Source organism: Pseudomonas sp. 3MAES_34.3B (assembly GCF_058145875.1).
In genome coordinates this window covers 1686305-1712044 of sequence record NZ_CM176960.1, presented here as the reverse complement: position 1 = coordinate 1712044, position 25740 = coordinate 1686305, and the positions used below count along the sequence as shown (strand labels likewise).

Here is a 25740-nt window from a genome sequence, read left to right as displayed (position 1 = left end):
GCGCAGCCTGCTGCGCCAGGTACCGAAGCCTGATCAACCCTTTGCCGGGTAGATCGGGCTTTTTTTATGGATCACGGTCATGCTCGATGCTCGCCCCGCTGTCACTGTCGGCTTTCTGCTTTCCACCGAAGGCACCTATCGACGCATGGGCGGCAGCGCATTGCAGGGCCTGGAGGATGCCCTTGCCGAGCTCAACGCCGAAGCACACCGCGATGTTCGGCTGCAGGCCATTTGCGTGGACCCTAAAGGCGAACCCGCCGAGTACAGCCGCGGTGTAGCGCGGTTGCTGGCCGCCGGGGTGAAGCATGTGTTCGGCACCACGCTGTCGGCCAGCCGCAAGGAGATCATTCCGGACCTGGACCAGCACGGCGCCCTGCTGTGGTACTCCAGCCCCTATGAAGGCTACGAGAGTAGCGAGAGCGTGCTGTATCTGGGCGGCTGCCCCAACCAGACGCTGTTGCCATTGCTGCGCTATGCCTTGGCCCACTTTGGGCGGCGCGCGTTTTTGCTCGGTTCCAACTATGTATGGGGCTGGGAAAGCAACCGTATCGCCCGGGAAGTGCTGGAAGCCAACGGTGCCCAGGTGCTGGGAGAGAAATACTGGCACCTGGGCGCGACCGGCTTCGCGCCGCTGGTGCAAACACTGATGCGAGAGCGCCCGGCGTTCGTGCTGAACAACCTGGTGGGCGAGTCTTCCTACGCGTTTTTGCGGCAACTGGACCACGCCTGCGCCGAACAGGGACTACGCCTGCCCGTGCTCAGTTGCAACCTCACCGAAGCCGAGCTGGACGCCGTGGGGCCGATGCACGCGCTGCGATTGCTGTCGTGCGGGCCGTTTTTCGAAGCGCTCGACCCTGCGTTCCATACCCGGCAGCAGGTTCATGGCCCGCGCCGCTGCTCGCATTACTACACCGGCGCCTATGCCGCCCTGCGGCTGTTCGCCGACGCCTTGCACGCGTGCGGCGATCCAGCCCCCACGGCCATTTGCAACTACCTTTACGGCCACGCCATGGCCAGCGTGCTGGGCACCTTGAGCGTATCGCCACGCAACCATCACAGCGCGCTGGGCAGCCACATTGCCGAACTGCGCGAAGGCAGCTTCGAAATCGTGCATTCGGCGGCGCAACCGCTGTCCGCTGACCCCTACCTCACCGTTACAGATCTACACGCGGGCGTGGCCGACCGACACGTTCGCGGGGCACCGCATTTGAGGATCGTCAAATGAAAGCACGCGCATTTCCCAACCTGGGGCAAGGCCACCTGCTGTTGATCGACTGTGATGAGCGCAGCCAGGCCAGCCTTGGCAAAAGCCTGCAGCGCCTGGGCATCCATAGTCACGCATTGGAACAGGACGCGCCCTGCGACACCGCCGGCTGCTTCGCCGCCATTCTCGAAGTGGAACATTTCGCCAGCCCTCGGGCAGTGCAGGCCCTCGACGCGGCGGCCATCCCCATCGTTGCGCTCACCGCACATGAAACCTTGTCGCAGATCCAGCGAGCGTTGCAGCTGGGCGCCACCGCCCTGCTCAACAAGCCCATCAGCCAGGGCTCGGTGTACACAACACTGATGATGGCTGTGGGGCTGCGCGACCGGCAGCGGGTGGACGCCGAGGAGCTGGCAACGCTGCGCCACCGCCTGGCGCAACGGCCGCTGCTGGGGCAGGCACTGGCGCGTTTGATGGTGACTCAGCGCATCGACGAGGCCACCGCGTACGAACGCTTGCGCACATTGTCGATGCAGCTCAACCGGCCCATCGAAGCCCTGTGCGCAGACATCCTTGCGGCACGCGACGAGGGCCGGGCATGAACACCCTCAAGGCGCTGTTGCGCCGGCCGACCGTGGCCATCTCGCTGCTGTTCATTACCGCCGTGGTGGTGCTGGCCGTGCTGGCGCCCTGGCTTACGCCCTTCGACCCGGATGAGCAATTCGTCGAGGGCCTGTCGCTGGAAGGCGCGCCCTTGGCACCTGCCACGCCGTACTGGATGGGCACCGACCTGCTGGGGCGCGATCTTTTCTCACGGCTGATTTTCGGGGCGCGCACGTCGTTGTTCATCGGCGTGCTGGCGAACGGGCTGGCCGTGCTGATCGGCACACTGGTGGGGCTTACCGCAGGCTTCGTGCGTGGCTGGCTGGGCAGTGCGCTGATGCGCCTGACCGATCTGATGATGGCCTTCCCCGCCCTGCTGCTGGCAATTGCCTTGTCGGCGATTTTCCAGCCCAGCGTGTGGATCGTAGCCATGGTGATCGCGATGGTGAACTGGGTGCAGATCGCGCGGGTGATCTACGCCGAAACCGTGGCCCTGAGCGCCCGTGATTTCGTGGCGGTGGAACGCACCCTGGGCGCCAGCTCGCTGAGGATTCTGTTCTCCCACCTGCTGCCGCACCTGCTGCCGACCATTCTGGTATGGGCCACGTTGGGCATTTCCACCACGGTGCTGCTGGAGGCCACGCTGTCGTACCTGGGCGTGGGCGTACAGCCGCCCACGCCGAGCTGGGGCAACATCATCTTCGAGAGCCAGACCTACTTCACCTCGGCGCCCTGGCTGGTGTTCATTCCGGGCGCGGCGATCATTCTGCTGTCGCTTGCGTTCAACCTGGTCGGCGACGCCCTGCGCGACGAACTCGACCCCACCCTCAAGGGGCGTCGCTGATGCTGCCGTTCATTTGCCGCCGGGTGGGCTATGCCCTGCTCATTCTGCTGGGCGTGACCCTGATCACTTACCTGTTGCTGTTCCTGTTGCCCGCCGACCCTGCCCGGCAGATCGCCGGCCGCAGCGCCACCCCGGAAGTAGTCGCGGCGATTCGCGCGCAGTTGGGGCTGGACCAACCCTTCTATCACCAGTACCTGAGCTACCTGGGCAACCTGCTGCACGGCGATCTCGGCCGCTCGTACATCCAGCGCACTGCGGTCAGTGAATTGATCGGCGCACGGCTGCGCCCTTCGCTGGAACTGATGGCGGCGGGCATCGGCTTTGAGCTGTTGATCGGGATCAGCCTGGGCATGCTCGCGGCGCTCAAGCGCGACAGCTTCGCGGACAAACTGCTGATGGCGTTCTCGTTCGTGGGCGTGTCCGCGCCGCAATTCATCGCCGCGATGCTGTTTCTGTACTTCTTCGCGGTGCAGTTGGGCTGGTTCCCGCTGGGAGGCTATGGCGGCGTAAGCCACCTGATGCTGCCGGCACTGACCTTGGGCCTGCTGGGCAGCGGCTGGTACTCGCGCATGGTGCGCTCTTCGATGATCGAAGTGCTGCATCAGGATTTCATTCGTACCGCGCGGGCCAAGGGCCTGAGCCGGGCCCGTGTGGTGTTGGTTCACGTACTGCCCAACGCCATCGTGCCGGTGATCCCGATGATCGGGATCGATATCGGCGTGTTCATGGGCGGCCTGGTGGTGGTCGAGTCGGTATTCGGCTGGCCGGGCATCGGCCAGTTGGCCTGGCAGTCGATCCAGCAAGTGGATATCCCGGTGATCGTCGGCGTGACCACGCTGTCGGCGGTTGCCATTGTTCTGGGCAACCTGCTGGCGGACCTGGTAATCCCGCTGGTGGACCCACGCATCGACATCAAGCGGCACTGAATCTGTCAATAAAACGGGGGCAAACATGAAGATCAAAGCGCTGACCCTGGCCATCGCGGCCACGCTGTTCACCACGCCGCTGTGGGCCGAAACGCCTAAAAGTGGCGGCAATGTGGTGGTGACCTACCAGAACGATGTGGCCACCCTGGACCCTGCCATCGGTTACGACTGGCAGAACTGGTCGATGATCAAAAGCCTGTTCGGCCGGCTGATGGACTACAAGCCCGGCACCACCGAACTGGTGAAAAGCCTGGCCGAGGACTACAGCGTATCGCCCGACGGCACGGTGTACAGCTTCACCCTGGTGAAGGGCGTGAAATTCCAGAACGGCCGCGAACTGGTGGCCAGCGACGTGAAGTACTCGCTGGAACGTGCCGTCAACCCGAAAACCCAGAGCCCCGGCGCCGGGTTCTTCAGCTCCATCGTGGGCTACGAGGACGTTACCGGCGGCAAGAGCGAGGCGCTCAGCGGCATCAAGGTGATCGACGACCAGCACCTCACCATCACCCTCAGCGCGCCCAATGCGACCTTCCTGCACATCATGGCCATCAACTTCGCCTCGGTGGTGCCCAAGGAAGCCGTGGAGAAATGGGGCGCCGATTTCGGCAAGCACCCGGTGGGCAGCGGCGCGTTCAGCCTGGCCAACTGGCAGCTGGGGCAAAAGCTCGAACTCGTCAAGAACCCGGACTACTTCCAGAAGGGCCTGCCGTACGTAGACAAGATCACCTTCGAAATCGGCCAGGACCCCACCGTGGCCCTGCTGCGCCTGCAGAAGGGTGAGGTAGACATCGCCGGCGACGGCGTGCCACCCGCGCAGTTCCTGCAGTTCAAGAACGACGCGGCGTCCAAATCCCTTGTGGTCACCGGCAACCAGCTGCAAACCGGGTACGTCACGCTGAAAACCACGCTGCCGCCCTTCGACAACCTCAAGGTGCGCCAGGCCGTGAACATGGCCATCAGCAAAGAGCGCATCGTGCGCATCATCAATGGCCGCGCGGTGCCCGCCAACCAGCCGTTGCCGCCCGCCATGCCCGGTTATGACACCCAATACAAAGGCTTGCCCTACGACGTGGAGGGCGCCAAGAAGCTGCTGGCCGACGCCGGCTTCGCCAAAGGGTTCGACACCGAGCTGTACGTGATGAACACCGACCCGCAGCCGCGCATCGCCCAGTCGATCCAGCAGGACCTGGCCAAGGTGGGCATCCGCGTGCAGATCAAATCCCTGGCCCAGGCCAACGTGATCGCGGCCGGCAGCTCGAAGGACCAGGCACCGATGGTGTGGTCGGGCGGCATGGCCTGGATTGCGGACTTCCCCGACCCGTCCAACTTCTACGGCCCGATCCTGGGCTGCAGCGGCGCGGTGGACGGTGGCTGGAACTGGGCGCTGTACTGCAACAAGGCGCTGGATGAGCGCGCCGCCAAGGCCGACGCCATGGCAGCCCCTGAGCAGCAGGCCGAACGCACCGAAGCCTGGAAAAAGATTTTCACCGACGTGATGGCCGACGCCCCCTGGGTGCCGATCTTCAACGAGCAGCGCTTCACCGTGCGCTCCAAGCGCTTGGGCGGGGACGACGCGCTCTATGTAGACCCGGTACACGTACCGGTGAACTACGACTACATCTGGGTGAAGTAAGCCTTTTTTGTGAGCCGCAAGCCGCAAGCTTGCCGTGGCCTGAGTCGGGATCGCCCCGCGCACAGGCCACTGCCATCATCGTATCGAGGACCGCTCCATGTGCCAGAACTGCCTGGTCAAGACCATCCACAGCGTGAACAGTCATTTCGGCTGGGACAATAGCTTCACCCCGGTGGAACGCGTGGCGCCCGGGGCCATGCTGCAAATGAACTGCCGGGATTCCTCCAACGGCTACTTCACGGCGCAGTCCCAGGTGGCGGACGTGAGCACCCTGCCGTTCGACCAGATCAACCCGGTCACCGGGCCGATCTTCGTGGAAGGCGCTCAGCCCGGTGACATCCTCAAGATCACGCTGGACAGCTTCAAGCCGGGCGGCTTCGGCTGGACGGCCAACATTCCTGGCTTCGGCCTGCTGGCGGATCAATTCCCCGCGCCCGCCCTGGCGCTGTGGCACTACGACACGCAAACCCTGACGCCCGCAGCGTTCGGTGAATTCGCCAAGGTGCCGCTCAAGCCATTCGCCGGCACCGTGGGCGTGGCGCCCGCCGAGGCCGGGCTGCACTCGATCGTGCCGCCGCGCCGTGTAGGCGGCAACCTGGACATCCGTGACCTGGCCGCAGGCAGCGTGCTGTACCTGCCGGTGGAAGTCGAAGGCGCGCTGTTTTCCATCGGCGATACCCATGCGGCGCAAGGTGACGGCGAGGTGTGCGGCACGGCGATCGAGAGCGCCATGGACGTGGTGGTGAAACTGGACCTGATCAAGCAGACGCCGCTGGCTACCCCCCGCTTCAGCACCCCAGGCCCGGTGACTCGCCACCTGGACAGCGCCGGCTACGAAGCCTTCACCGGCATCGGCCCGGACCTGATGCAGGCCGCCCGCCAGGCGGTGGCCAATACCGTGGACTGGCTGTGCCGCGAGCATGGCATGCCCGCCGAACAGGCCTACATGCTGTGTTCGGTGTGCGGCGACCTGCGCATTAGCGAAATCGTCGACCTGCCCAACTGGGTGGTGTCGTTCTACTTCCCGAAGGTGGTGTTCAATTGATGGCCGCGCCCGTACCCAGCCTTGCCGTGGACCGCCTGAGCATCGACGTGGGCGGCGGTGCCTCGCGCAGGCGGGTGGTCGACGAGTTGAGCTTCGCGCTGTATCCGGGGCGTACCCTCTGCATCGCCGGGGAATCGGGCAGTGGTAAATCGCTGTCGTCGCTGGCGATCATGGGCCTGCTGCCCAAGGCCGCGAGCGTGCCGGGGGGCGCGATCCTGTTCGGCAACCAGGACCTGCTGAGCCTGCCCGAGCGTGACATGCAGGCTTTGCGTGGCAAGCGTATCGGCATGATCTTCCAGGAGCCGATGACCTCCCTCAACCCACTGCTCACCGTGGGCCACCAGCTGGCCGAAACCCTGCGCCGCCACGAAGCCATGGGGCGCCCGGATATACGCAGGCGTTGCCGCGAGATGCTGGAAGCGGTGCGCATGCCCCAGGTAGACAAGCGCCTGACCCAATACCCTCATGAACTGTCGGGCGGCATGCGCCAGCGGGTGATGATCGCCATGGCGATGCTGTGCCAGCCCGAAGTACTGATCGCTGACGAACCCACCACCGCGCTGGATGTGACCATCCAGGCGCAGATCCTGGAGCTGATGCGCGAACTGCAACAGCAATTCAAGACCAGCTTGCTGCTGATCACCCACGACATGGGCGTGGTGGCCGAGATGGCTGACGAAGTGGTGGTGATGAACCAGGGCCGCGTGGAAGAGCACGGCAGCCTGGAGCAGGTGTTCACCGCTGCACAGGCCCCGTATACCCGCAAGCTGCTGGCCGCCGTGCCGGTGCTGGGCACTGCCCCACCGCCGGCCGCGCTCTGCGAAAAACCGGTGGTGCTGGCCGTACAAGACCTGAATGTACGCTTCGCCCTGCGCCATGGCTGGTTCGAACGGCCACGCACCGTGCACGCCGTGGAGGGCCTGAGCTTCGAACTGCGCGAGGGCGAAACCCTGGGCCTGGTGGGCGAAAGCGGCTGCGGCAAATCCACTACCGGCAAAGCCGTGATGAACATGCTGGCCTACCAGGGCAGCATCAAATTGCTGGGGCAGGAACTCAACGGCCTCACCGGCGAAGCACTGCAACGGGTGCGCCGCGACGTACAGATGGTGTTTCAGGACCCCTACGCCGCGCTCAACCCACGCAAGACCGTGTTCGACCTGGTAGGCGAGCCCCTGTTGATTCACGATCGCACGCCAGAACCCGAGCGGCGGGCACGCGTCGCCGAGTTGCTGCAACAGGTAGACCTGCCCGCGGCCTCCATGGAGCGCTACCCGCACCAGTTCTCCGGTGGCCAGCGCCAACGTATCTGCATCGCCCGGGCACTGGCGCTGAACCCCAAGGTGATCATCGCCGATGAATCCGTTTCCGCGCTGGACGTGTCGGTACAAGCGCAGGTGCTGGAGCTGCTCGAACGCCTGCGCGCCGAGCACGGCCTGAGCTACCTGTTTATCTCCCACGACATGGCAGTGGTGGAACGGATATGCCACCGTGTGGCGGTGATGTATGCCGGGCGGATCGTCGAGATTGGTGCCCGCGACCAAGTGCTGCACAATCCCCAGCATGCCTACACCCAGCGCTTGCTGGCCGCGGTGCCCGTGCCGCAGGTGGGCCGCCGGCGCGACTTCAAAAGCCTGCTCAAGGAGTTCGTGCCGCCCAACCCCATCAGGGACGCCGGCTTCATTGCCCCGCCGCAGCGCTTCGCACCGGTGGGGGCCGATCACTGGGTGGCGATGGAGTGAGGGTGTGCCGGGCATGGGGAGGGGCTGTGCGGCTTCAAGCGCGGCCGGGCGACAGAAAAGCCGCTAACATTCCGGGCAGTCAGGCCCCTCGGGCCAACCACCGGAGCGCTCTACCACCGTGATCATTCGCCCGCAAAACCCCTCCGCCGCCACCCTGCTGTTCTCGCTCAAGGGCTCCATCATCCCGGCCATCTGGCGCAAGGTGCTGTTTACCGTGCTGGTAAGCGCCGGGGTGGTGGCGGTGCATGGCACCTTCTTCAGCTTCAAGTTCATCCTTACCGCCACCCCGTTCACCCTATGGGGGCTTACGCTGGCGATCTTCCTGGGGTTTCGCAACACCGTGGCCTACCAGCGCTATTGGGAAGCTCGCACGTTGTGGGGCGAATTGCTGATCGTGAGCCGTAACCTCACCCGCCAGACACTCAGCCTGATGCCAGCCCTGAGCGCAGCGCCTCGCAAGGCGCTTGCCTTGGGCCTGGTGGGCTTCGGGTACCTGCTCAAATTCCAGCTCAGGGGCGAGAACGCCGACCAGGCGCTGCTCGCCCGCCTGGAAGTGGACACCGCATTGCTGGCCAAGCAAAACCCCGCCAGCGCGCAACTGGGCCGGCTGGGCCAGCAGTACCTGGGCGCCGCCCGCCACATACAGGCCAGCGACGTCGCCCAGATGAACATCGACCAGCAACTTTCACGGTTGAGTTACGTACTGGGTGGGTGCGAGCGCATCAAAGGCACGCCCATCCCCTATCCGTACATACTGCTGCTGCACCGCACGGTGTATGTGTACTGCTTCCTGCTGCCGTTCTGCCTGGTCGACAGCATCGGCTGGTTCACCCCTTTGGCGGTGTGCATCCTCAGCTACACCTTCTTCGGCCTGGACGCACTGGGCGACCAGATCTCCGACCCGTTCGACACCTTGCCCAACGACCTGCCGCTGGATGCCATGTGCCGGAACCTGGAGATTGCCGTGCTGGAATTGCTCGACGAGCCCGCGCCGGAGGGGTTGAAGGCGGTGGATGGGGTGTTGCTGTAACCGGCGTTTCGGGCATTCGAATCCCTGTGCGCTCCCCTAACCTCGATTGACGAAGGTATCCCCGGCGGTTTTGTCCAGGCGCACCAGATCGACCAGGCCCACCAGCGCGATAAGGGCCATCAGGCCGAACGCGACGCGATAGTCGAACAATGCCCCTCTTTCGCCACCCAGGGCCTGAGCGCTCCGGACGAAGATCGCCCCCAGCGTGACGCCTGCCGCCATGCTGACCTGACTGATGACATTCATCAGCCCGTTGGCATCGGCCATCTGTGCCTTGCTGATGTCCGCAAAGGTCAGGGTGCCCATCGCGGTGAATTGCATCGACCGCGTAGCCCCGCAGAAGAACAGCACCACGCCCATCAGCCATATCGGCGTTTCAGGGCCCAGCATGGCGCACCCCAGGATGCCGGCCGCGGCCATCACCCCGTTACACAGCAGCACCGGCCGGTAGCCGAAGGTCTTTAGCGTGGGGGTGGTAATGGCCTTGGCCGCCAGGTTGCCCGCGAACAGGATCAGCGTCAGGGAACCCGCCTGGAAAGCATCGAACCCCAACCCGGCCTGCAACATCAACGGCAACAGGAACGGCGTACTGATGATCGCCATTTTAGACAGCGTCCCTCCGCGCATCACCGCGCGGAAGGATGGCACCTGGAACGCGGCCAGATTGAGCATGGGATGCGCGGCCCGGCGAAAATGCCGGAACGCCAGAGCCAAGAGGATCAGGCCCAAGCCACTCAACCCGACGTTGGCAGGGCTCACGTTGATAGACACTTGCTCAAGGCCACTGAGCAACGCAAAGGTCCCACTGGCGCACAGCACGAAGCCCGGCCAGTCAAAGGGTTTGAGCTCGGCGCCTTTTATCTGCGGGACGATCCGGCAGACCGCGAACACAGCAACCATGCCCAGCGGGACGTTGAGTAGAAAGATCCATTCCCACCCCCAGTAGGTGGTGATGAAACCACCCAGCGGCGGGCCGATCACGGGTGCGGTCAAAGCCGGCCAGACCATGCTGGACAGCGCCTGCATCAACCGCTCACGGGGCGTGTAACGCATCACCAGCAGGCGCCCGACCGGGACCATCAACGCACCGCTGCACCCTTGCAGCACGCGCAGCCCGGTGAACGCCCACAAGGAGTCGACCAAGGTGCATAACGCCGAGGTGAGGGTAAAGAACACGATGGCCAGCGCCAGCACCGTGCGCGAGCCAAAACGGTCGGTGACCCAGCCTGCGGCCGGTATGCAGGTACCGACCGCCAACATGTAGGCGCTGATGCCCACGCTCAGTTCAATGGGTTTGACGCCAAACGAGGCGGCCATGCCAGGCAGCGCCGGCGCAATGATCGCGCCGTCGAGGATTTCCATGAAGATTGCGCCGGTGACCAACAGGCTCATGCCGCGCAGCTGGCCGGCCGACGGCTCCTGGGTGATCGGTGTCATCATCGTCATGTACGGCTACTCCTGTGTCATGTCCGAGTTCAGGGGCGCGCTGCCGCAGGGTCCACACAGGCAAAGCTCCGGGCTTCGTCCATGGCGCCCCTGCCATCGTAGCGAGCGACCTGCGGGTAGGCGCACAGCGGCCGGGTGCGGACCACTTTCCCGTCGGTGACCCGCGAAGCAACGATGCGCTCGGGTGCCACGCCCTGCTCTACCCAGGTATCGAGATTGCCCAGCTTGTCAAAGGTGTCGCAGCCCTCACCCCCGAAGCAATGGCCCATACCGGGCACGGTGAACAGCCGCGAGGAGGCGCGTGTTTTATCGCCGGCTTCGCGCATCAGCGCCTGGTAGTAACCGATCAGCTCCTGGGGGTTGTGGAAGTCGTTCCAGCCCACGTACATCAACAGCTTGCCGCCGCGAGCGAAGAAGGGTTTGAGGTCGCTGTCCACGTGCATCAGGGGGCCAAGCCTGGCTACCGCGGCATTGACCGTCTTGTCCCAGTCCAGGGTGCTCCAGTCCCAGTTCGCGTCCTGGAAGGCGGCGTACTGGAACAGGTCCAGGGCGACCGGGAACGGCTTACCGTCGGCGAATTCGCCCAATTGCGCTTCGCTGCCCTTGGCCGGGCCCGGGAAAATCACCTCATGGGTACGCGGGTTGACGGGCCCGGCGTAGACCTGCCGCATCAGTTTTACCTGGCGGGTTGTCAAGCAATCCGCGGTCTCGGCGCCCTTGCACTGCAGCTGCTCAGGCTCGAAGTCGCAACGCTGAGGGTCTTCGATAAAGCCCTGTCGATCGCCGACCGGTGTGGCGCAGGCCTTGCGCGCCGCCTGGCTGACCATGGCGAATTTTTCCTTGCTCATCTGCAAGTCAGGGTCACGGTTGATCAGCCAGCCAGTCCACAACTGGGCGGCGTTGAACTTGACGATTGGATTAGGTGGCGCGCCGGCTACGATACCGTCGTAGTCCCCGGGGAAACGCTTGGCCTCGATCAGCCCTTCAAGCCCGCCCAGCGAGCAGCCCACCCAGTACGAGCGCGACGGCGCGCGACCGTAGTAGGCGTGGATCAGCGACTTGGCGTTGATGGTCATCAGGTGGTCGGCACGCCAGGCGTAGTCCACCAGCTTCTCCAGATGGCCGAGTGCGAAGCGCCCACCCTTGCCGGCTTCCGTAGTGCCGTCGTGCCCAGTGTCGGTGGCCGCTACGGCGTAGCCCTGTTCAAGGCCTGTCAGCATACCGGGGTACATCAGCGCCCCGCCCCAGCCGAAGCTGCCGACACCCAGGAACTTGCCGTTCCAGCCGGAGACGGGCAACCACACCTCCACCTTGATGTTGGAGTCGCTACTGGGCTTCAAGGTGGCGGCGACGCGGCAGAAGGCCGGGTTGGGACCGTTGGCAATGCGCCCCGCGGGGTTCATGCCTGGCACGGCGCCAAGGCGCGACAGGGGATTTTCGGGCATCACGTACTGCCCGGCGGGCACCAACCGAGCGCTGGTGATCGTTGTATCAGGCAGTGCCTGGGCCGCGAGCGCGCTGCATGCCTCATTGGCCCGGGCACCGCCGGCCAGCAACAGGCTGAAAAGGGCGGCGGCGACCGATGCGCCTGCGATGTTCAGTCTCATGGGGCTATCCTTTCTCATGCAATCAGCAAAACACAATGCGCGCCAGCAGCCCCTGGGGCACGCGGTTGGACAACGTCAACGTACCGTTGTGGGCCTGAACGATGTCATTGACGATCGACAGCCCCAGCCCCACGCTGCCTGGCCTGTTGTTGCGCGAGGGGTCAAGGCGGAAAAATGGTTCGATCACATCCTTGAGCCGTTCCGGCGCGATACCAGGGCCGTCATCGGCCACCTCAAGGGTGATTACCCCCGCTTCAGCCGTCGCGCTGACCATGACCTGTCCGGCAAAGCCCAACGCATTGTCGATCAGGTTACACAGCACGCGCTGGATGGCCTCCGGGCGGCACAGGAACGGCAGGTGCAAGGGCCCGTCATAGGTAATGCGCGCACCGGCGTCTTCGTAGTCGTCGCACAGCGTGGACAGCAACGCGCCAAGGTCCAGCCATTCCTTTTTCTCGGTTTGCGAACCGCTGCTCAGGTACGCCAGGGCCGAGGTCACCATGGTCTGCAACAGGCTGATGTCCCGAATAAGCTTTTCCTTCGAGATCTCGCTACGGTCGGTTTCCAATTGCAAGCGCATGCGCGTAAGCGGCGTGCGCAGGTCGTGACTGACCGCGGCCAGCATCCGCGTACGGCCTTCGATGGAGGCGGTGATCCGCTCCTGCATAAGGTTGAAAGCATGGGCCGCACGACGGATTTCCAGAGGCCCCTCCTCTACGATGGGCGCCACCACGATGTCCCGACCGAAGGCTTCGGCCTGGTCCGACAGGCGCCGCAACGGACGCACCACCCGCCACGCCGCCCACGCGGACAAAGTGGCTACCCCCACGCAAAGAAACAGCAGCGCGCCGAAAAAGGGAAAGGACAGGCGCGGCGGCTCACGTTCGACGCGGGTAGTGCGTACGTCCAGCGTGCTCTCACCGATCGGCACCAGTATCTGAATATCGGCCTGGCCCGGGGCTGCGGTGCAGGCGTGCGCGCTGATCGCCTGGGCAGGGCCCAGCTCTGCCTGCAGGGCAGCCTGCAGGTCACGGGAATTCAAGTTATCGGCTGTGCAAGGGGTGGCGGCAGGCAGCAAGCGCATGCTTAAGCCCATCGCCTGCGCACCTTCAATCACATGCACACGCGCATCAGCTGGGGCGACGCGCAACGCTTGCACCACGGCGGCGACCCGGTAGGTGGTTTGCCAGGGCCAAGGTGGGCTCGGTGGGCCACCTGGATAGAAAAGCAAGGCCAGGAACAGCAGAAAGGTGAGCACCGACGAGCCTGCGACAACCGCCAGGATTTGCCCGCGAATCGTAGTGAAATGGCGCAGGATCATGATTCCGTTATTTTCCAGTCGAAGGCATCACCTGCGACCCACAAGGTGCGACCCGGGGCGTCGAACGGCGGGTGTTCCATCAGAATGTAGGGTTGGCGCAAGGGCTTTACCGTGCTGATGCCTGGAAGTAAGACACGGATTTTCCATCAAAGCGCCCGGCAAGGGGCAGATATTGCATGTCAGTCCGGACATATTGCTCCAGGGCTGACTGGTCAGAGCGAGGCCAGTGAGGCCGCTGTCACGTTCAAGATTTGACATCGTCTCCAAACCGCCAAAAAGCCGACTGAAGTGACGGCTTTATGACTTATCAATTCTTTCGAATGGTGATAACGGGAGAACCGTCGCCAGCATACCGTCGCTTTAATGGCTAAATGCCCAATTTCGCGATTTCTTTGACGCGCCCGTCTAATAAGCAAAAATCGTGTGTGAACTCTGTCATACAAAGTCGGTACCAATTGCCGACATTTTGGCATTGATCACTATTTTCCTCCCCGGGCGGACCAAGCACATGATCTTCAACGTAAAGGACTTCGGCGCGGTAGGTGATGGCGTCACGGACGACACCGCGGCTATCCAGGCAACCATTGACGCGGCAGCCGCTGCTGGGGGCGGAACGGTATTTGTGCCAACCGGGACCTTTATCGTCTCGGCCGGGGAGGAACCTTCCGACGGTTGCCTGATGCTCAAGAGCAACGTGTACATGGAAGGCGCCGGCGCGGGCCTGACCACGGTGAAAGTGGCGGACGGTTCCGATACCAAGATCACCGGCGTGATCCGTTCAGCCTACGGCGAAGAAACCCATGATTTCGGCCTGAGCAACCTAACCATCGATGGCAACCGGGACAACACCACCGGCAAGATCGACGGCTGGTTCAACGGCTACATCCCTGGCCAGGATGGCCACGACAGCAACGTCACCCTCAGCGGCGTGGAAATCATGAACTGCTCGGGGTATGGCTTCGACCCCCACGAACAGACCGTGAACCTGCTGATCGAGAACTGCATATCCCATGGCAACGGCCTGGACGGCTTTGTGGCGGACTACATCGTCGATAGCACCTATATCAACAACGTGGCGTACGACAACGACCGCCATGGGTTCAATATCGTTACCAGCACCAACAGCTTCACCATGACCGACAACGTTGCCTACGATAACGGTGGCAACGGGATCGTGGTGCAGCGCGGCAGCGAGAACATCCCTTCACCGTACGACGTCAGCATCGAAGGCGGTAGCGTGTATGGCAACGGCGCCGAGGGCGTGCTGGTGAAGTTGTCCAGCGACGTAACCGTGACCGGCGTGGACATTCATGACAACGGCGGCTCGGGCGTGCGCATCTATGGCAGCACGGACGTCACCGTCGACGACAACACCCTGACCAATAACGGTTTGAATGCCCCGGTACCGGAAATCGTCATCCAGAGTTACGACGACACTGCCGGCGTGTCGGGCAAGTTCTTCCCGGGTAGCGACAACCTCATTACCGACAACACCATTACCGGCGGCGCCAATTCCACCTATGGGGTGGCCGAGCGTAACGAAGACGGTACGGACCGCAATACCATCACCGACAACAGCATCGCCAACACCACCAAGGGCTCGACCCTGACCTACGGCGACGGCACCACGGTAGGCACCACCCCGCCGGATACCGCCCCGCTGGGCACCGCCGGCGACGACACGCTGGTCGGCACCGCGGGCAACGACACGCTGATGGGCCTGGCCGGCGCCGACAAGATCAACGGCGGCGCAGGCAACGACATCATTAACGGCGGCGCTGGCGTGGACACCCTTGCCGGTGGTGCCGGGGCCGACACGTTCGTATTTGCGGACCGCCTGGACAGTTACCGCAACTACAACACCGGCGGCGTTACCTCGGTGGACCTGATCAGCGACTTTGCCGCTGGCGAAGACCACATCGACCTGTCGGCGCTGGGTATCACCGGCCTGGGCGATGGCCGCAACGGCACTGTTTACCTCGCGCTCAATAGCGCAGGCGACAAAACCTACGTCAAATCCCTTGAAGTTGACGCCAACGGCAACCGCTTCGAGTTGGCACTGACGGGCAACCTGCTGAACACGCTCAAGGCAGCGGACTTTATCTTCGCCACCGCGGCGCCGGTCAACCATGCGCCCGTAGTGGCCGCCCCGCTGGCTGACCAAAGCGCGAAAGAAGCCACGCCGTTCAGCTACGTGATCCCGGCCACCAGCTTCACCGACGCCGACAACGACACCCTGAGCTACACCGCCACCTTGGCCGATGGCAGCGCCTTGCCAAGCTGGCTAACGTTCGACGCGGCTACCCGTACCTTCAGCGGCACCCCGGATTTGAATGCCGCCGGTACCTTCAACGTGACCGTAACCGCCAGCGACGGCAAAACCGGCACCGTCACCGATACCTTTGCCCTGGCCGTGCAAGACACCCCTGCCGCGCCTGACACCACGCCGAAGGTGATCACTGGCACCACTGGCAAGGACACGCTTGTAGGCGGCGCAGGCAATGACGTGCTGATCGGCGGCGCCGGGAGCGATACCCTCACTGGCGGCGCCGGGGCGGACACCTTCCGCTTCACCACCGTCACCGACAGCTACCGCACCGCCAGCACCAGCTACGCCGACACCATCACCGACTTCACCGTGGGCGTGGACAAAATCGACCTTTCCGGCCTGGGCTATACCGGCCTGGGCAACGGCTACAACGGCACGTTGCTGCTGCAGTACAGCGCCAGTGCCAACAAGACCTACATCAAGAACTACGACGCCGACGCCAGCGGCCAGCGCCTGGAGCTGGGCCTCACCGGCAACCTGGTGGGCACCCTCACGGCGTCGGACTTCATCCTCGGCGCCACGCCTCCGGTCAACCATGCGCCCGTAGTGGCCGCCCCGCTCGCCGATCAAAGCGCCAAGGAAGCCACGCCGTTCAGCTACGTGATCCCGGCGACCAGCTTCACCGACGCCGACAACGACACCCTGAGCTACACCGCCACCCTGGCCGATGGCAGCGCCTTGCCAAGCTGGCTGACGTTCGACGCGGCCACCCGTACCTTCAGCGGCACCCCGGATTTGAATGCCGCCGGCACCTTCAACGTGACCGTGACCGCCAGCGACGGCAAAACCGGGACCGTCACCGATACCTTTGCCCTGGCCGTGCAGGACACGCCGGTCAACCACGCGCCCGTAGTGGCTGCCCCGCTCGCCGATCAAAGCGCCAAGGAAGCCACGCCGTTCAGCTACGTGATCCCGGCCACCAGCTTCACCGACGCCGACAACGACACCCTGAGCTACACCGCCACCCTGGCCGATGGCAGCGCCTTGCCAAGCTGGCTGACGTTCGACGCGGCCACCCGTACCTTCAGCGGCACCCCGGATTTGAATGCCGCCGGTACCTTCAACGTGACCGTGACCGCCAGCGACGGCAAAACCGGGACCGTCACCGATACCTTTGCCCTGGCCGTGCAGGACACGCCGGATACCGGCACCAAGGTGATCACCGGCACCTCGGGCAAGGACACGCTCACCGGCACCGCGGCCAACGAGCAACTGCTCGGCCTCGCCGGGGTGGACACCCTCAATGGCGCTGGCGGCAACGACATTCTGGTTGGCGGCGCAGGCGCGGATAACCTCACCGGCGGCACGGGCGCGGATATTTTCCGCTTCACCAACCTGACGGACAGCTACCGCACCGCCAGCACGAGCTACAGCGACCTGATCACGGACTTCGATGTCAGCCAGGACAGGCTCGACCTCGCGGGCCTGGGCTTCAAGGGGCTTGGCAACGGATACAACGGTACCCTGCTGGTGCAGTACAACAGCAGCAATGGCCGCACCTACCTGAAAAGCTACGATGCCGACGCCAGCGGCAACCGCTTCGAACTCGCATTGCAGGGCAACTACACCGGCACCCTCACGGCGGCGAACGTGATCTTCAACAGTGGTTCGGTACCCGCCAATGCGGCCCCGGTAGTCACCGACCCGCTGCAGGACAGCGCAGCGACCGAAAACAGCCCCTACACCTACACCCTGTCGCAAACGGCCTTCACCGACGCCGACAGCGATACCCTGACCTACAAGGCCACGCTGCAGGACGGTACCGCCCTGCCCGCCTGGCTCACGTTCGACGCCAGCACCCTGACCTTCAGCGGCACACCGGTGGACGACGCCGCGGGCGCCTATAACGTGCTGGTCACCGCCACCGACCCCAAGGGCGCATCCGCCAGTGACGTGTTCGCCCTTACCGTGGCCGCCGCGCTCCCTACAACCATCACCGGCACCGCCTCGGCGGAAACCCTGAACGGTACCACTCACAGTGATCTGATCCTGGGCCTGGGCGGCGCCGATACCCTTAAAGGCAACGCCGGCGCCGATATACTGGATGGCGGTGCGGGCCGCGATACGCTTACCGGTGGCGACGGTGCGGACACCTTCCGCTTCTCGGCACTCACCGACAGCTACCGCGACTACGACACCGGCGGTATCACCGCCAGCGATACCATCACCGATTTCACCGTGGGCGTGGACAAGATCGACGTGAGCGCGCTGGGCATTCTTGGCTTGGGCACCGGCACCGATCACACGCTGTACATCACCACCAGCGCCGACAACAGCAAGACCTACATCAAGTCGGGCGAGGCGGACGCGGACGGCAACCGCTTCGAAATCACCCTCAACGGCAACCTGTCGTCGACCCTGAGCGCCAGCGATTTCGTGTTCGCCGAACGGGCCCAGCAAGACATTCTTTTCCTCCCAACCTTGGGGCAATCCAACGCGCGCATGCTGCGCATGACCGATGACGACGACCAGTCCGGCATCACCGAACTGGTCAAGGACCTGACCAAGTACACCACCTACGACGTGCGTAGCCAGTTCACCGATGCCGATGGCAACGGGATCGACATCGCCGTGGGCGGCAGCACGGTGAACGGGTTGTCGACCGGCAACGAGGAACAGTTGCGGCTATCGTGGTGGCTGACCGACACCAACCAGCCGGGCCCTGCCCTGTTGCGCGCCGTAGGCCTGCTGAAAGAACAGCTGGCCAGCCTCACGGCCACAGACAATGTGACCATGGGCATCATCTGGGGCCAAGGCGAAGAGGCCGCCGGTGAAATCGGCCGGTCGGCCGATGTCGCAGCCGCCACTGCTGCGTACAAAGCCGCCACCTTGGCGGTGTTCGATTACCTGCATGCGCAACTGGGCGACTTCAAGGTGTACATCATGGAAACCGGGCACTACGACGCGGACGCCGCGCGGGTGCGGGGCTATGACGAAACCACGATCGCGCAGATCCAGAACGGCCTGGTGGCCGTGCGGGCGACTCAGGAAGCAATCGCGGCGGAGCGCGCCGACGTGGACCTGGCGGTGGACTACACCGACCTGCCACTGCGCCAGGAAGCCGACCCCGTGACCTACCCGGACGACGTGTGGCACTTGCATGAAGAGTCCGCCGAAATCGTGGGCCAGCGGCTGGCGGATTACATCGCCTCGGACCTGGGCTTCCAGGGCGACGCCACCGACAACCGCACCGCGCAGGATGTGTACGACGAAGTGGCCGCCCAGAAAGGCGGCAACATCCTGGGTACCGACCTGGACGACACATTGGTAGGCAGCGCCTACAACGACACGCTGGACGGCGACCTCGGCGCGGACACCATGACCGGGGGCGACGGCAAGGATGTGTATATCGTCGATAACCCCGGCGATGTGGTGATCGAAACCAACGCTTCCACCAGCCAGATCGACACCGTGCAGGCCTCGGTGAGCTGGACGCTGGGCAACAACGTGGAATACCTGGTGCTCACCGGCTATTCGGCCATCGACGGCACTGGTAACGCACTGCGCAACTTCATCACCGGCAACGCTGCCGCCAACGTACTGGATGGCAAGGCCGGTGCCGACAGCATGACCGGCGGTGATGGCTCGGACACCTACTACGTGGACAACGCTGACGACACCACCGTAGAGAAGAACAGCGACAGCGCCACTGGCGGCATCGACACCGTGTACAGCAGCCTCGCCACCTGGACACTAAGCAGCAACGTCGAAAACCTGGTGATCAATACCATCGGCGCGGCCAACGGTATCGGCAATGCGCTGGACAACACCTTCGTGGCCGGCGCTGGTAACAACGTGCTGGACGGCCGAGACGGGATCGACACCGTTTCATACGCCTACGCCACCCAGGGCATTACCCTTGCCTTGAACACCACTGCCCAGCAAAACACTGGCGGCTCGGGGCTGGACACGATCAAGTACATGGAGAACGTGATCGGCAGCTTGTACAACGACAAGCTTACCGGCAGTACGGCGGCCAACGTGCTGGACGGCGGCGCCGGCGACGATGAACTCAATGGCGGCGCCGGTGACGACACCCTGATCGGCGGCGCCGGCAAGGATACCCTCACCGGCGGCACGGGCGCGGACGTTTACAAGTTCAATGCCTTGGGCGACCTGGGGCTGGGCAGCCTGCGCGATGTGATCTCGGGCTTCAAAACCACCGAAGGTGACAAGATCGACCTCACCGGCCTTGATGGCGACACGGCCACCTCAGCCAAGGAAGGCTTCACGTTCATCGGCAGCGCGGCGTTCGACAGCCACAACGCAGCCGGCCAGTTGCGCCTTGAAAACGGCATCCTGTACGGCAGTGTAAACGCCGACGCTAGCGCCGAGTTCGAAATTCAGCTGGTGGGCGTCACTACGTTGCACCAGAGCGACTTCATGGCGTAGCAGGCCAGGCGCGTCCGTTCCCGGGTCGGCCATCCGCTGCCAGCCTGGGAACGGACTGCCTGTTTGTACCACCCACTGCCCGCTTGCGGCAGTGGCGTGTCGTGACGCTTCCCATTCTCCGCCTTATCCCTGCCTTCTCTCCGCCTGACACTAATGGCCCAGCGCCATATAGCCGTCGACAGATCAAACGCGCGTTCGACAAATTATTGACTGTATTTTGAACTTTTTAATAAAGCGTCAAAAACCCCTACGCAGACGGCTTGCGGATGGGTATCATCGTGCCACCATTCGATTCCCAAGGAGGGAGGACGTGAACTCGAAAATAGTGGCGCTGTTGGCTTTAAGTGCGTTTGTGTCTTCAGCCGGTGCAGCCGACTTGAGGTTACGCAACGTGCAGTTGGTGGATGCCGGGCACGTTACAAGCATCGTCGGAACCGTCGTCAACGCTTCGGACCATATGGTAAAGGGCGGCTACCTGGACCTCGAAATCACTCGCAAAGGCAAGGTTGTTGCCCGGGAAACGGTAGAAGTCCCGGATATGGATGCAGGCCAGGCCTGGCGTATCTGGCAACCCGTTCAACACGGTGATTCATCTTCCGGGACTACGGTTCGCGCGCGCGATTCGGGTATGCGCGTAACGGGCTCTGTCGTTCCTTACCCCGGCACCGTAGTGACGCAGTAATCCGCGTGCACCTTCAGCGACCTGACGATCAGGCCTGCTCAGACAAGGATCTTTGGAAGATCCCCGTCGTAAACAATGGAATGAATGACCATGCCTTTAGCCGCGCTCATGTACGTCAGCCTCTGCGCTTCCCCTGGCCATTGCGAGCCACGACAAATAGCTTATAAACCCAGCGCTGGCTCTGCACGTGAAGAGCAGATGCGCGAGTGCGAAGATGCCAAGCGAAACATCACGCTGTACCAGAACGACCCCACGCGCGTTTACGTCTGCGAATACAAGAAAAAGCAAGTAATGGCCAACGCCGCCCCGGCTACGGACAGTGACGCCTCTCGTCAGCACCACGCGAATGTCGCTGCTGCTGACTAGTTCAGTCAGCGCCTGAGAAGCTTCGCCATGCGTGGTCACATCCGATTCAACGCCCTTTTCGCAGGCTGCTGCCTACTCCTACCGTGTCGATCCCAATATCCGCGTTCAGGCGGGGCTCGTAGGACCAGGCGAAGCCTGGGAATTGCATACAACAGGCGCAATGCCTGTTCGCAGGCTGCCGCCTACTCCCACCGCGTCGATCCCCATATCCCTCTTCACAGCGGGGCTGTAGGACCAAGCGAAGCCTGGGAACCCCTACGTTCCCTCAGCAAAAATAAATTTGCGCCCTTGCGCCTGCCTGCTACATTCATCATAAATACGTTATATATCGTCATGCTTTTGAGTGAGCGTATTTGACTGGGTTTACAGTGCGTGTCACTGCCGCCTGTCACGGCGGCCCCCAATAATGAAAACAATCGGGTGGGCATATGCAGGTCTCAGAAGGGTATTCCAAAGAACTCGCGCGCAAGCTGGGCTTCTGGCCTGTGCTGGCGATCGCGGTGGGCACGACGGTGGGTTCGGGTATTTTCGTTTCGGTGGGTGAGGTAGCGAAGGCGGCAGGCACACCGCTGCTCACCATCCTTGCCTTTGTAATTGGCGGGCTGATCGTTATCCCGCAGATGTGCGTATACGCCGAGCTGTCTACCGCATACCCCGAGAATGGCGCCGACTACATCTACCTGAAGAAAGCCGGCAGCAGGCCCTTGGCGTTTCTGTCGGGCTGGACAAGTTTTTGGGCCAACGACGCGCCTTCGCTGTCGATCATGGCCTTGGCCATTGTGAGCAACCTGAACTTCATCCTGCCCGTGAGCCCCTTGGCGGGTAAGCTGCTGGCCACTGCCTTGATCCTCTGCTTCATGCTGCTGCACCTGCGTTCAGTAGAAGGTGGGGCAACCTTTCAGACGCTTATCACCGTGGCCAAGATCATCCCCTTTACCCTCGTCATCGGCCTGGGGATTTTCTATATCAACGGGGCAAACCTTACTGCTCCCGTAGCCTCCGGGCCCGCCTTGAGTGCAGGTGCGGGCTTGATGGCTCTACTGGCCGGCATTTCTGCGACCAGTTGGTCCTATACCGGCATGGCCTCGATCTGCTACATGACGGGCGAGATCAAACAGCCGGGCAAGACCATGCCACGGGCGTTGATTGGCTCCTGCCTGCTGGTGCTGGTGCTCTACTCGTTGCTGGCGCTGGTGATCACCGGAATGATGCCCTTCGACCGGCTGCTGGGGTCTGAAACGCCGTTGTCCGACGCGGTGACCTACCTGCCTGCCCTGGGCAACGTGGCGGGGATATTCATCGCGGTCACGGCAATCATCGTGATCCTCGGCTCGCTGTCCAGCTGCGTGATGTACCAGCCACGGCTGGAGTACGCCATGGCCAAGGACAACCTCTTCTTCAAGTGCTTCGCCCACGTACACCCGCGCTTCCACACGCCGGACTACTCCATCGTGCTGCAATGCGCGCTGGGTATCGTGTTCATCTATGCCTCTAACCTCACCGCGCTGCTGGGCTACTTCACGCTGGTGATGTGCTTCAAGAACACCCTCACGTTTGGCTCGATCATCTGGTGCCGCCGCCAACCGGCTTACAACCCCCTGTGGCGCACCCCGGCCTTTGGCCTGATGACCTTCCTCGCCCTGGCGTCGAGCCTGATTCTGGTGGCTTCCACATTCGTATGGGCGCCGGTTCCCGGCCTGGTGTGCGCACTTGTGGTGATCGCGACCGGCCTGCCTGCCTACGCGTATTGGGAGCGGCGGAACAAGCGCCTTGCCGCCCTCGAAGTACAACCGACCTGATCACCCCTGGAGAGAACGACATGCTGGATATCGACAAAAGCACCGTGGATTTTCTGGTCACCGAGAACATGGTTCAGGAGGTCCAAAAGGTGCTGGCCGTGGACGTACCCAAGGTCAAGGCCATCGTCGAGCAGATGCTCGCCCGCGGCGTGGACCGCTTCTATTTCGTGGCCTGTGGCTCGCCGCTGAACGCCGCGCAAACCGCCAAACATCTGGTGGACCGTTATTCGGGTTTGCAGTGCATGGCTTATTCGGGCTGGGAATTCTGCGACAACACCCCTTACCGGCTGGACGAGCGCTGCGCGGTGATCGGTGTGTCGGATTACGGCAAGACCGAAGAGGTGATCGAGGCCCTGCGGATCGCCAAGGCGCGCGGCGCCCTGACCGCAGCGTTCACCAAGCGCCCCGACAGCCCCATCACCGAAGTGGCGGAACAGGTACTGGCCTATGAGGCCGATTGCATCTGGGAAATCCACCTGCTGCTTTGCTACACCGTGGCCTTGGAGATGATCAACCGGCTGGAGCCCTCCCCTCACCCCGACGTGGCCCGGATTGCCCGCGAGCTCCAGCAACTGCCAATGGTACTGGGGGAACTGGTGCGGGGTTGGGAAGAAAAAGGCCGTGCGCTGGGCGAGCGCGCCGCCGCCTGGCCCATGATCTACACCGTTGCGGCAGGCCCGTTGCGGCCGCTGGCCTACAAGGAAGGGATCGTGACCTTGATGGAATTCACCTGGACACACGGCAGCGTGCTGGAGAGCGGTGAGTTCCGCCATGGCCCGCTGGAAGTGGTCGAGCCCGGCGTGCCATTCCTGTTCCTGCTGGGTACCGATGAAAGCCGCCATACCACTGAACGCGCCATCAAATTCGTGAAGCAATACACCGACGCGGTGATCGTGGTGGACTACGCCGAAATCAGCCACGGTTTGCACCCTTGGCTGGCGCCGTTCCTGATGTTCGTGCCGATGGAATGGCTGTGCTACTACCTCTCGATCTACAAGGACCATAACCCGGACGACCGCCGCTACTACGGTGGCTTGGTGCAGTACTAGGTGGCTCGGGGCGGCGTGGGTCGCCCCGTCTCTTTTCCGCAGGGGGAACAGTGATGAAAAGCCTGGTAACGGTTGGGGATAACTGTATCGACGTGTACCCGGCCTTGGGCCGGGGGTTTTCGGGGGGCAATGCGGTCAATGTCGCGGTGCACTGCAGCCGGCATGGGGTAAGTCCCGCCTATGTGGGCTGGGTGGGCGAGGATCAATACGGCTGGCAATTACGCGGCGAGATGGCGGCTGAAGGGGTGGATGTGAGCCACGTGCACAGCAAGCCTGGCAGCACCGCGCAAACGTTCGTGGAGCTTCGCGGCAGTGATCGCGTGCTGGGCGATTACCTGGAAGGCGTGATGAGCAGTTTTTATCTGACCGATGAAGACCTGGCCTGGATCGCGGGGTTCGACATGGTGCACGCCGGCATCTGGGGCCATGTAGAGCCCTACCTGCCCACGCTTAAAGCGTGGAACAAAATCATCAGCTTTGACTTCGCCGACAAGTGGGACAGCCCACTATGGGGCACGTTACCGCCAAGCCTGGATTACGCATTCGCCTCGGCGCAAGAGGACACGCCTCAACTGCGCGCCCGCCTGCGCGAAGTGGCGTGCATGGGGGCAGGCACTGTGATTGCCACGCTCGGCGCCGGAGGTAGCCTGGCCTGTCACGGTGAGCGCTTTTACCATCAGTGCGCGATACCTGTGAACATCGTCGACACCATGGGCGCCGGCGATGCTTTTATTGCCGGTTTTCTAAGCGCAGTCGCCAAGGGTGCCGCCCTCGAGGAGGCGATGAGGCAAGGCGCCTGTGGCGCAGCGTTGACCTTGCAGTGCCAGGGCGCCTGGGGCTGAACGCCAGCCGGGGAAAAACTGGCAGCAAGGGCGCCGGCCTTTATACTGGCCGTTGTGTTCGTGATCCAACAAGGATGGTCCATGCCCAGCTTGCAACGCAACTCGTCCCAGCGGCTTTATGCGGTGGTCCGCCAGCGGATACTCGAAGCCATCGAGCAGGGCGTGTACCCGGTGGACGGGCAGATCCCCACAGAGCCCGAACTCTGTGAACTGCACGGCGTGAGCAGGATCACCGTGCGCAAGGCCATTACCGACCTGGTGAAAAGCGGCGTGCTCACCCGGCTGCAAGGCAAAGGCACCTTTGTGCAAGGCCGAAAGGTGGAAAACGCCCTGCTCACCGTCAGCGGCTTCACCGATTTCGGCGTGGCCCAGGGCAAGAACACTCGCGAAGAAGTGATCAAGCAGGAGCTGATCCCTGTTGACGACTATGCCCAGCGATTGGACGTGCCTGACGGGGGGCGCCTGTTCAAGCTGGTGCGGGTGATGTACCTCGAAGACGAGCCGCTATTCATCGACCATTCCTACATCCCTCTGGCTCGCTACCCTGAGTTCGACCAGCGTTACCAACCCGGGCGCTCCACGTACCAGCTGTTCGATGAAGGCTACGAAACCTACGTGCGCAGCGACCGCAAGCTCATAGATATCTACACCGCCACCAAGGCAGAAGCCAAATGGCTAGGCTGTGAGCTCGGCGAGCCGCTGTTCCGCATCAGCAAAACCGCCTACGACCAGGACGGCCGCCCCGTACACTGCTCCGAACTGTATTGCCGCGCCAATCGGGTGAGTTTGACCATCGACAATACACACAGGTAGTGAAGCCGCCGTTCTGTAGCAGCACGCCTTGGCGGCGACCGGGCCGCGAGGCCCGCAGGTTCGGCGGTGG

The 25740-nt window shown here is 63.1% G+C and carries 18 protein-coding genes; 15 read left to right on the top strand and 3 right to left on the bottom strand.

Annotated elements, in window-relative coordinates:
- Positions 1-79: 79 nt before the first annotated feature.
- The 8 genes from AC3Z8Y_RS07610 (at position 80) to AC3Z8Y_RS07575 (ending at position 9024) form a co-directional block, all read left to right on the top strand.
- Positions 80-1225, top strand: coding sequence for a transporter substrate-binding protein (locus tag AC3Z8Y_RS07610; RefSeq protein WP_490089139.1), 1146 nt, complete (start codon positions 80-82; stop codon positions 1223-1225).
- Complete coding sequence (locus AC3Z8Y_RS07605) at positions 1222-1806, top strand: ANTAR domain-containing response regulator (RefSeq protein ID WP_490089138.1); 585 nt, start codon at positions 1222-1224, stop codon at positions 1804-1806. Before AC3Z8Y_RS07610 ends, AC3Z8Y_RS07605 begins: the two co-directional genes overlap by 4 nt.
- Positions 1803-2651: an ABC transporter permease gene (locus AC3Z8Y_RS07600; protein ID WP_490089137.1), complete on the top strand. Its 849-nt coding sequence runs from the start codon at positions 1803-1805 to the stop codon at positions 2649-2651. Before AC3Z8Y_RS07605 ends, AC3Z8Y_RS07600 begins: the two co-directional genes overlap by 4 nt.
- Complete coding sequence (locus tag AC3Z8Y_RS07595) at positions 2651-3577, top strand: ABC transporter permease (protein ID WP_490089136.1); 927 nt, start codon at positions 2651-2653, stop codon at positions 3575-3577. Before AC3Z8Y_RS07600 ends, AC3Z8Y_RS07595 begins: the two co-directional genes overlap by 1 nt.
- Positions 3578-3602: 25 nt before the next feature.
- Positions 3603-5210 (top strand): ABC transporter substrate-binding protein, encoded by a 1608-nt coding sequence (locus AC3Z8Y_RS07590; RefSeq protein WP_490089135.1) that lies wholly within the window; start codon positions 3603-3605, stop codon positions 5208-5210.
- Between the two features lie 97 nt (positions 5211-5307).
- Positions 5308-6255, top strand: a complete 948-nt coding sequence (locus AC3Z8Y_RS07585) for an acetamidase/formamidase family protein (RefSeq protein ID WP_490089134.1) — start codon at positions 5308-5310, stop codon at positions 6253-6255.
- On the top strand, positions 6255-7994 hold the full coding sequence (locus tag AC3Z8Y_RS07580) for an ABC transporter ATP-binding protein (protein WP_490089133.1): 1740 nt from the start codon (positions 6255-6257) through the stop codon (positions 7992-7994). Before AC3Z8Y_RS07585 ends, AC3Z8Y_RS07580 begins: the two co-directional genes overlap by 1 nt.
- 118 nt (positions 7995-8112) lie before the next feature.
- Entirely contained in the window at positions 8113-9024 is a 912-nt protein-coding gene (locus tag AC3Z8Y_RS07575) for a bestrophin family protein (protein ID WP_490089132.1), read from the top strand.
- Between the two features lie 36 nt (positions 9025-9060).
- Here AC3Z8Y_RS07575 and AC3Z8Y_RS07570 read toward each other — a convergent pair whose 3' ends face one another.
- Genes AC3Z8Y_RS07570 through AC3Z8Y_RS07560 form a run of 3 tightly spaced genes read right to left on the bottom strand, consistent with a single transcriptional unit; the run spans position 9061 to position 13398 of the window.
- The gene (locus tag AC3Z8Y_RS07570) at positions 9061-10470 is read right to left on the bottom strand and encodes an MFS transporter (protein WP_490089131.1); all 1410 of its coding nucleotides are present in this window, start codon (positions 10468-10470) and stop codon (positions 9061-9063) included.
- Positions 10471-10499: 29 nt separating this feature from the next.
- Positions 10500-12077, bottom strand: coding sequence for a tannase/feruloyl esterase family alpha/beta hydrolase (locus AC3Z8Y_RS07565; protein ID WP_490089130.1), 1578 nt, complete (start codon positions 12075-12077; stop codon positions 10500-10502).
- A gap of 22 nt (positions 12078-12099) precedes the next feature.
- Positions 12100-13398: an ATP-binding protein gene (locus tag AC3Z8Y_RS07560; protein WP_490089129.1), complete on the bottom strand. Its 1299-nt coding sequence runs from the start codon at positions 13396-13398 to the stop codon at positions 12100-12102.
- Between the two features lie 508 nt (positions 13399-13906).
- Here AC3Z8Y_RS07560 and AC3Z8Y_RS07555 point away from each other — a divergent pair.
- The 7 genes from AC3Z8Y_RS07555 to AC3Z8Y_RS07525 all read left to right on the top strand — a co-directional run bounded on the left by AC3Z8Y_RS07555 (position 13907) and on the right by AC3Z8Y_RS07525 (position 25670).
- A complete protein-coding gene (locus tag AC3Z8Y_RS07555; RefSeq protein ID WP_490089128.1) occupies positions 13907-20119 on the top strand; it encodes a putative Ig domain-containing protein in 6213 nt (2070 codons plus the stop codon).
- Between the two features lie 310 nt (positions 20120-20429).
- Positions 20430-20801 carry an FxLYD domain-containing protein gene (locus AC3Z8Y_RS07550; protein WP_490089127.1) on the top strand — a complete coding sequence of 124 codons (372 nt, stop codon included), beginning with the start codon at positions 20430-20432 and terminating at the stop codon, positions 20799-20801.
- Between the two features lie 198 nt (positions 20802-20999).
- Positions 21000-21167, top strand: a complete 168-nt coding sequence (locus AC3Z8Y_RS07545; RefSeq protein WP_490089126.1) for a hypothetical protein — start codon at positions 21000-21002, stop codon at positions 21165-21167.
- Positions 21168-21595: 428 nt separating this feature from the next.
- Positions 21596-22966, top strand: a complete 1371-nt coding sequence (frlA, locus tag AC3Z8Y_RS07540) for a fructoselysine/psicoselysine transporter FrlA (RefSeq protein WP_490089125.1) — start codon at positions 21596-21598, stop codon at positions 22964-22966.
- A gap of 20 nt (positions 22967-22986) precedes the next feature.
- Positions 22987-24015, top strand: coding sequence for a fructoselysine 6-phosphate deglycase (gene frlB / locus AC3Z8Y_RS07535; protein WP_490089124.1), 1029 nt, complete (start codon positions 22987-22989; stop codon positions 24013-24015).
- A 53-nt stretch (positions 24016-24068) separates the two neighbouring features.
- Positions 24069-24857 carry a fructoselysine 6-kinase gene (gene frlD, locus AC3Z8Y_RS07530; protein WP_490089123.1) on the top strand — a complete coding sequence of 263 codons (789 nt, stop codon included), beginning with the start codon at positions 24069-24071 and terminating at the stop codon, positions 24855-24857.
- 81 nt (positions 24858-24938) lie between these two features.
- The gene (locus tag AC3Z8Y_RS07525; RefSeq protein WP_490089122.1) at positions 24939-25670 is read left to right on the top strand and encodes a GntR family transcriptional regulator; all 732 of its coding nucleotides are present in this window, start codon (positions 24939-24941) and stop codon (positions 25668-25670) included.
- Positions 25671-25740: the final 70 nt, after the last annotated feature.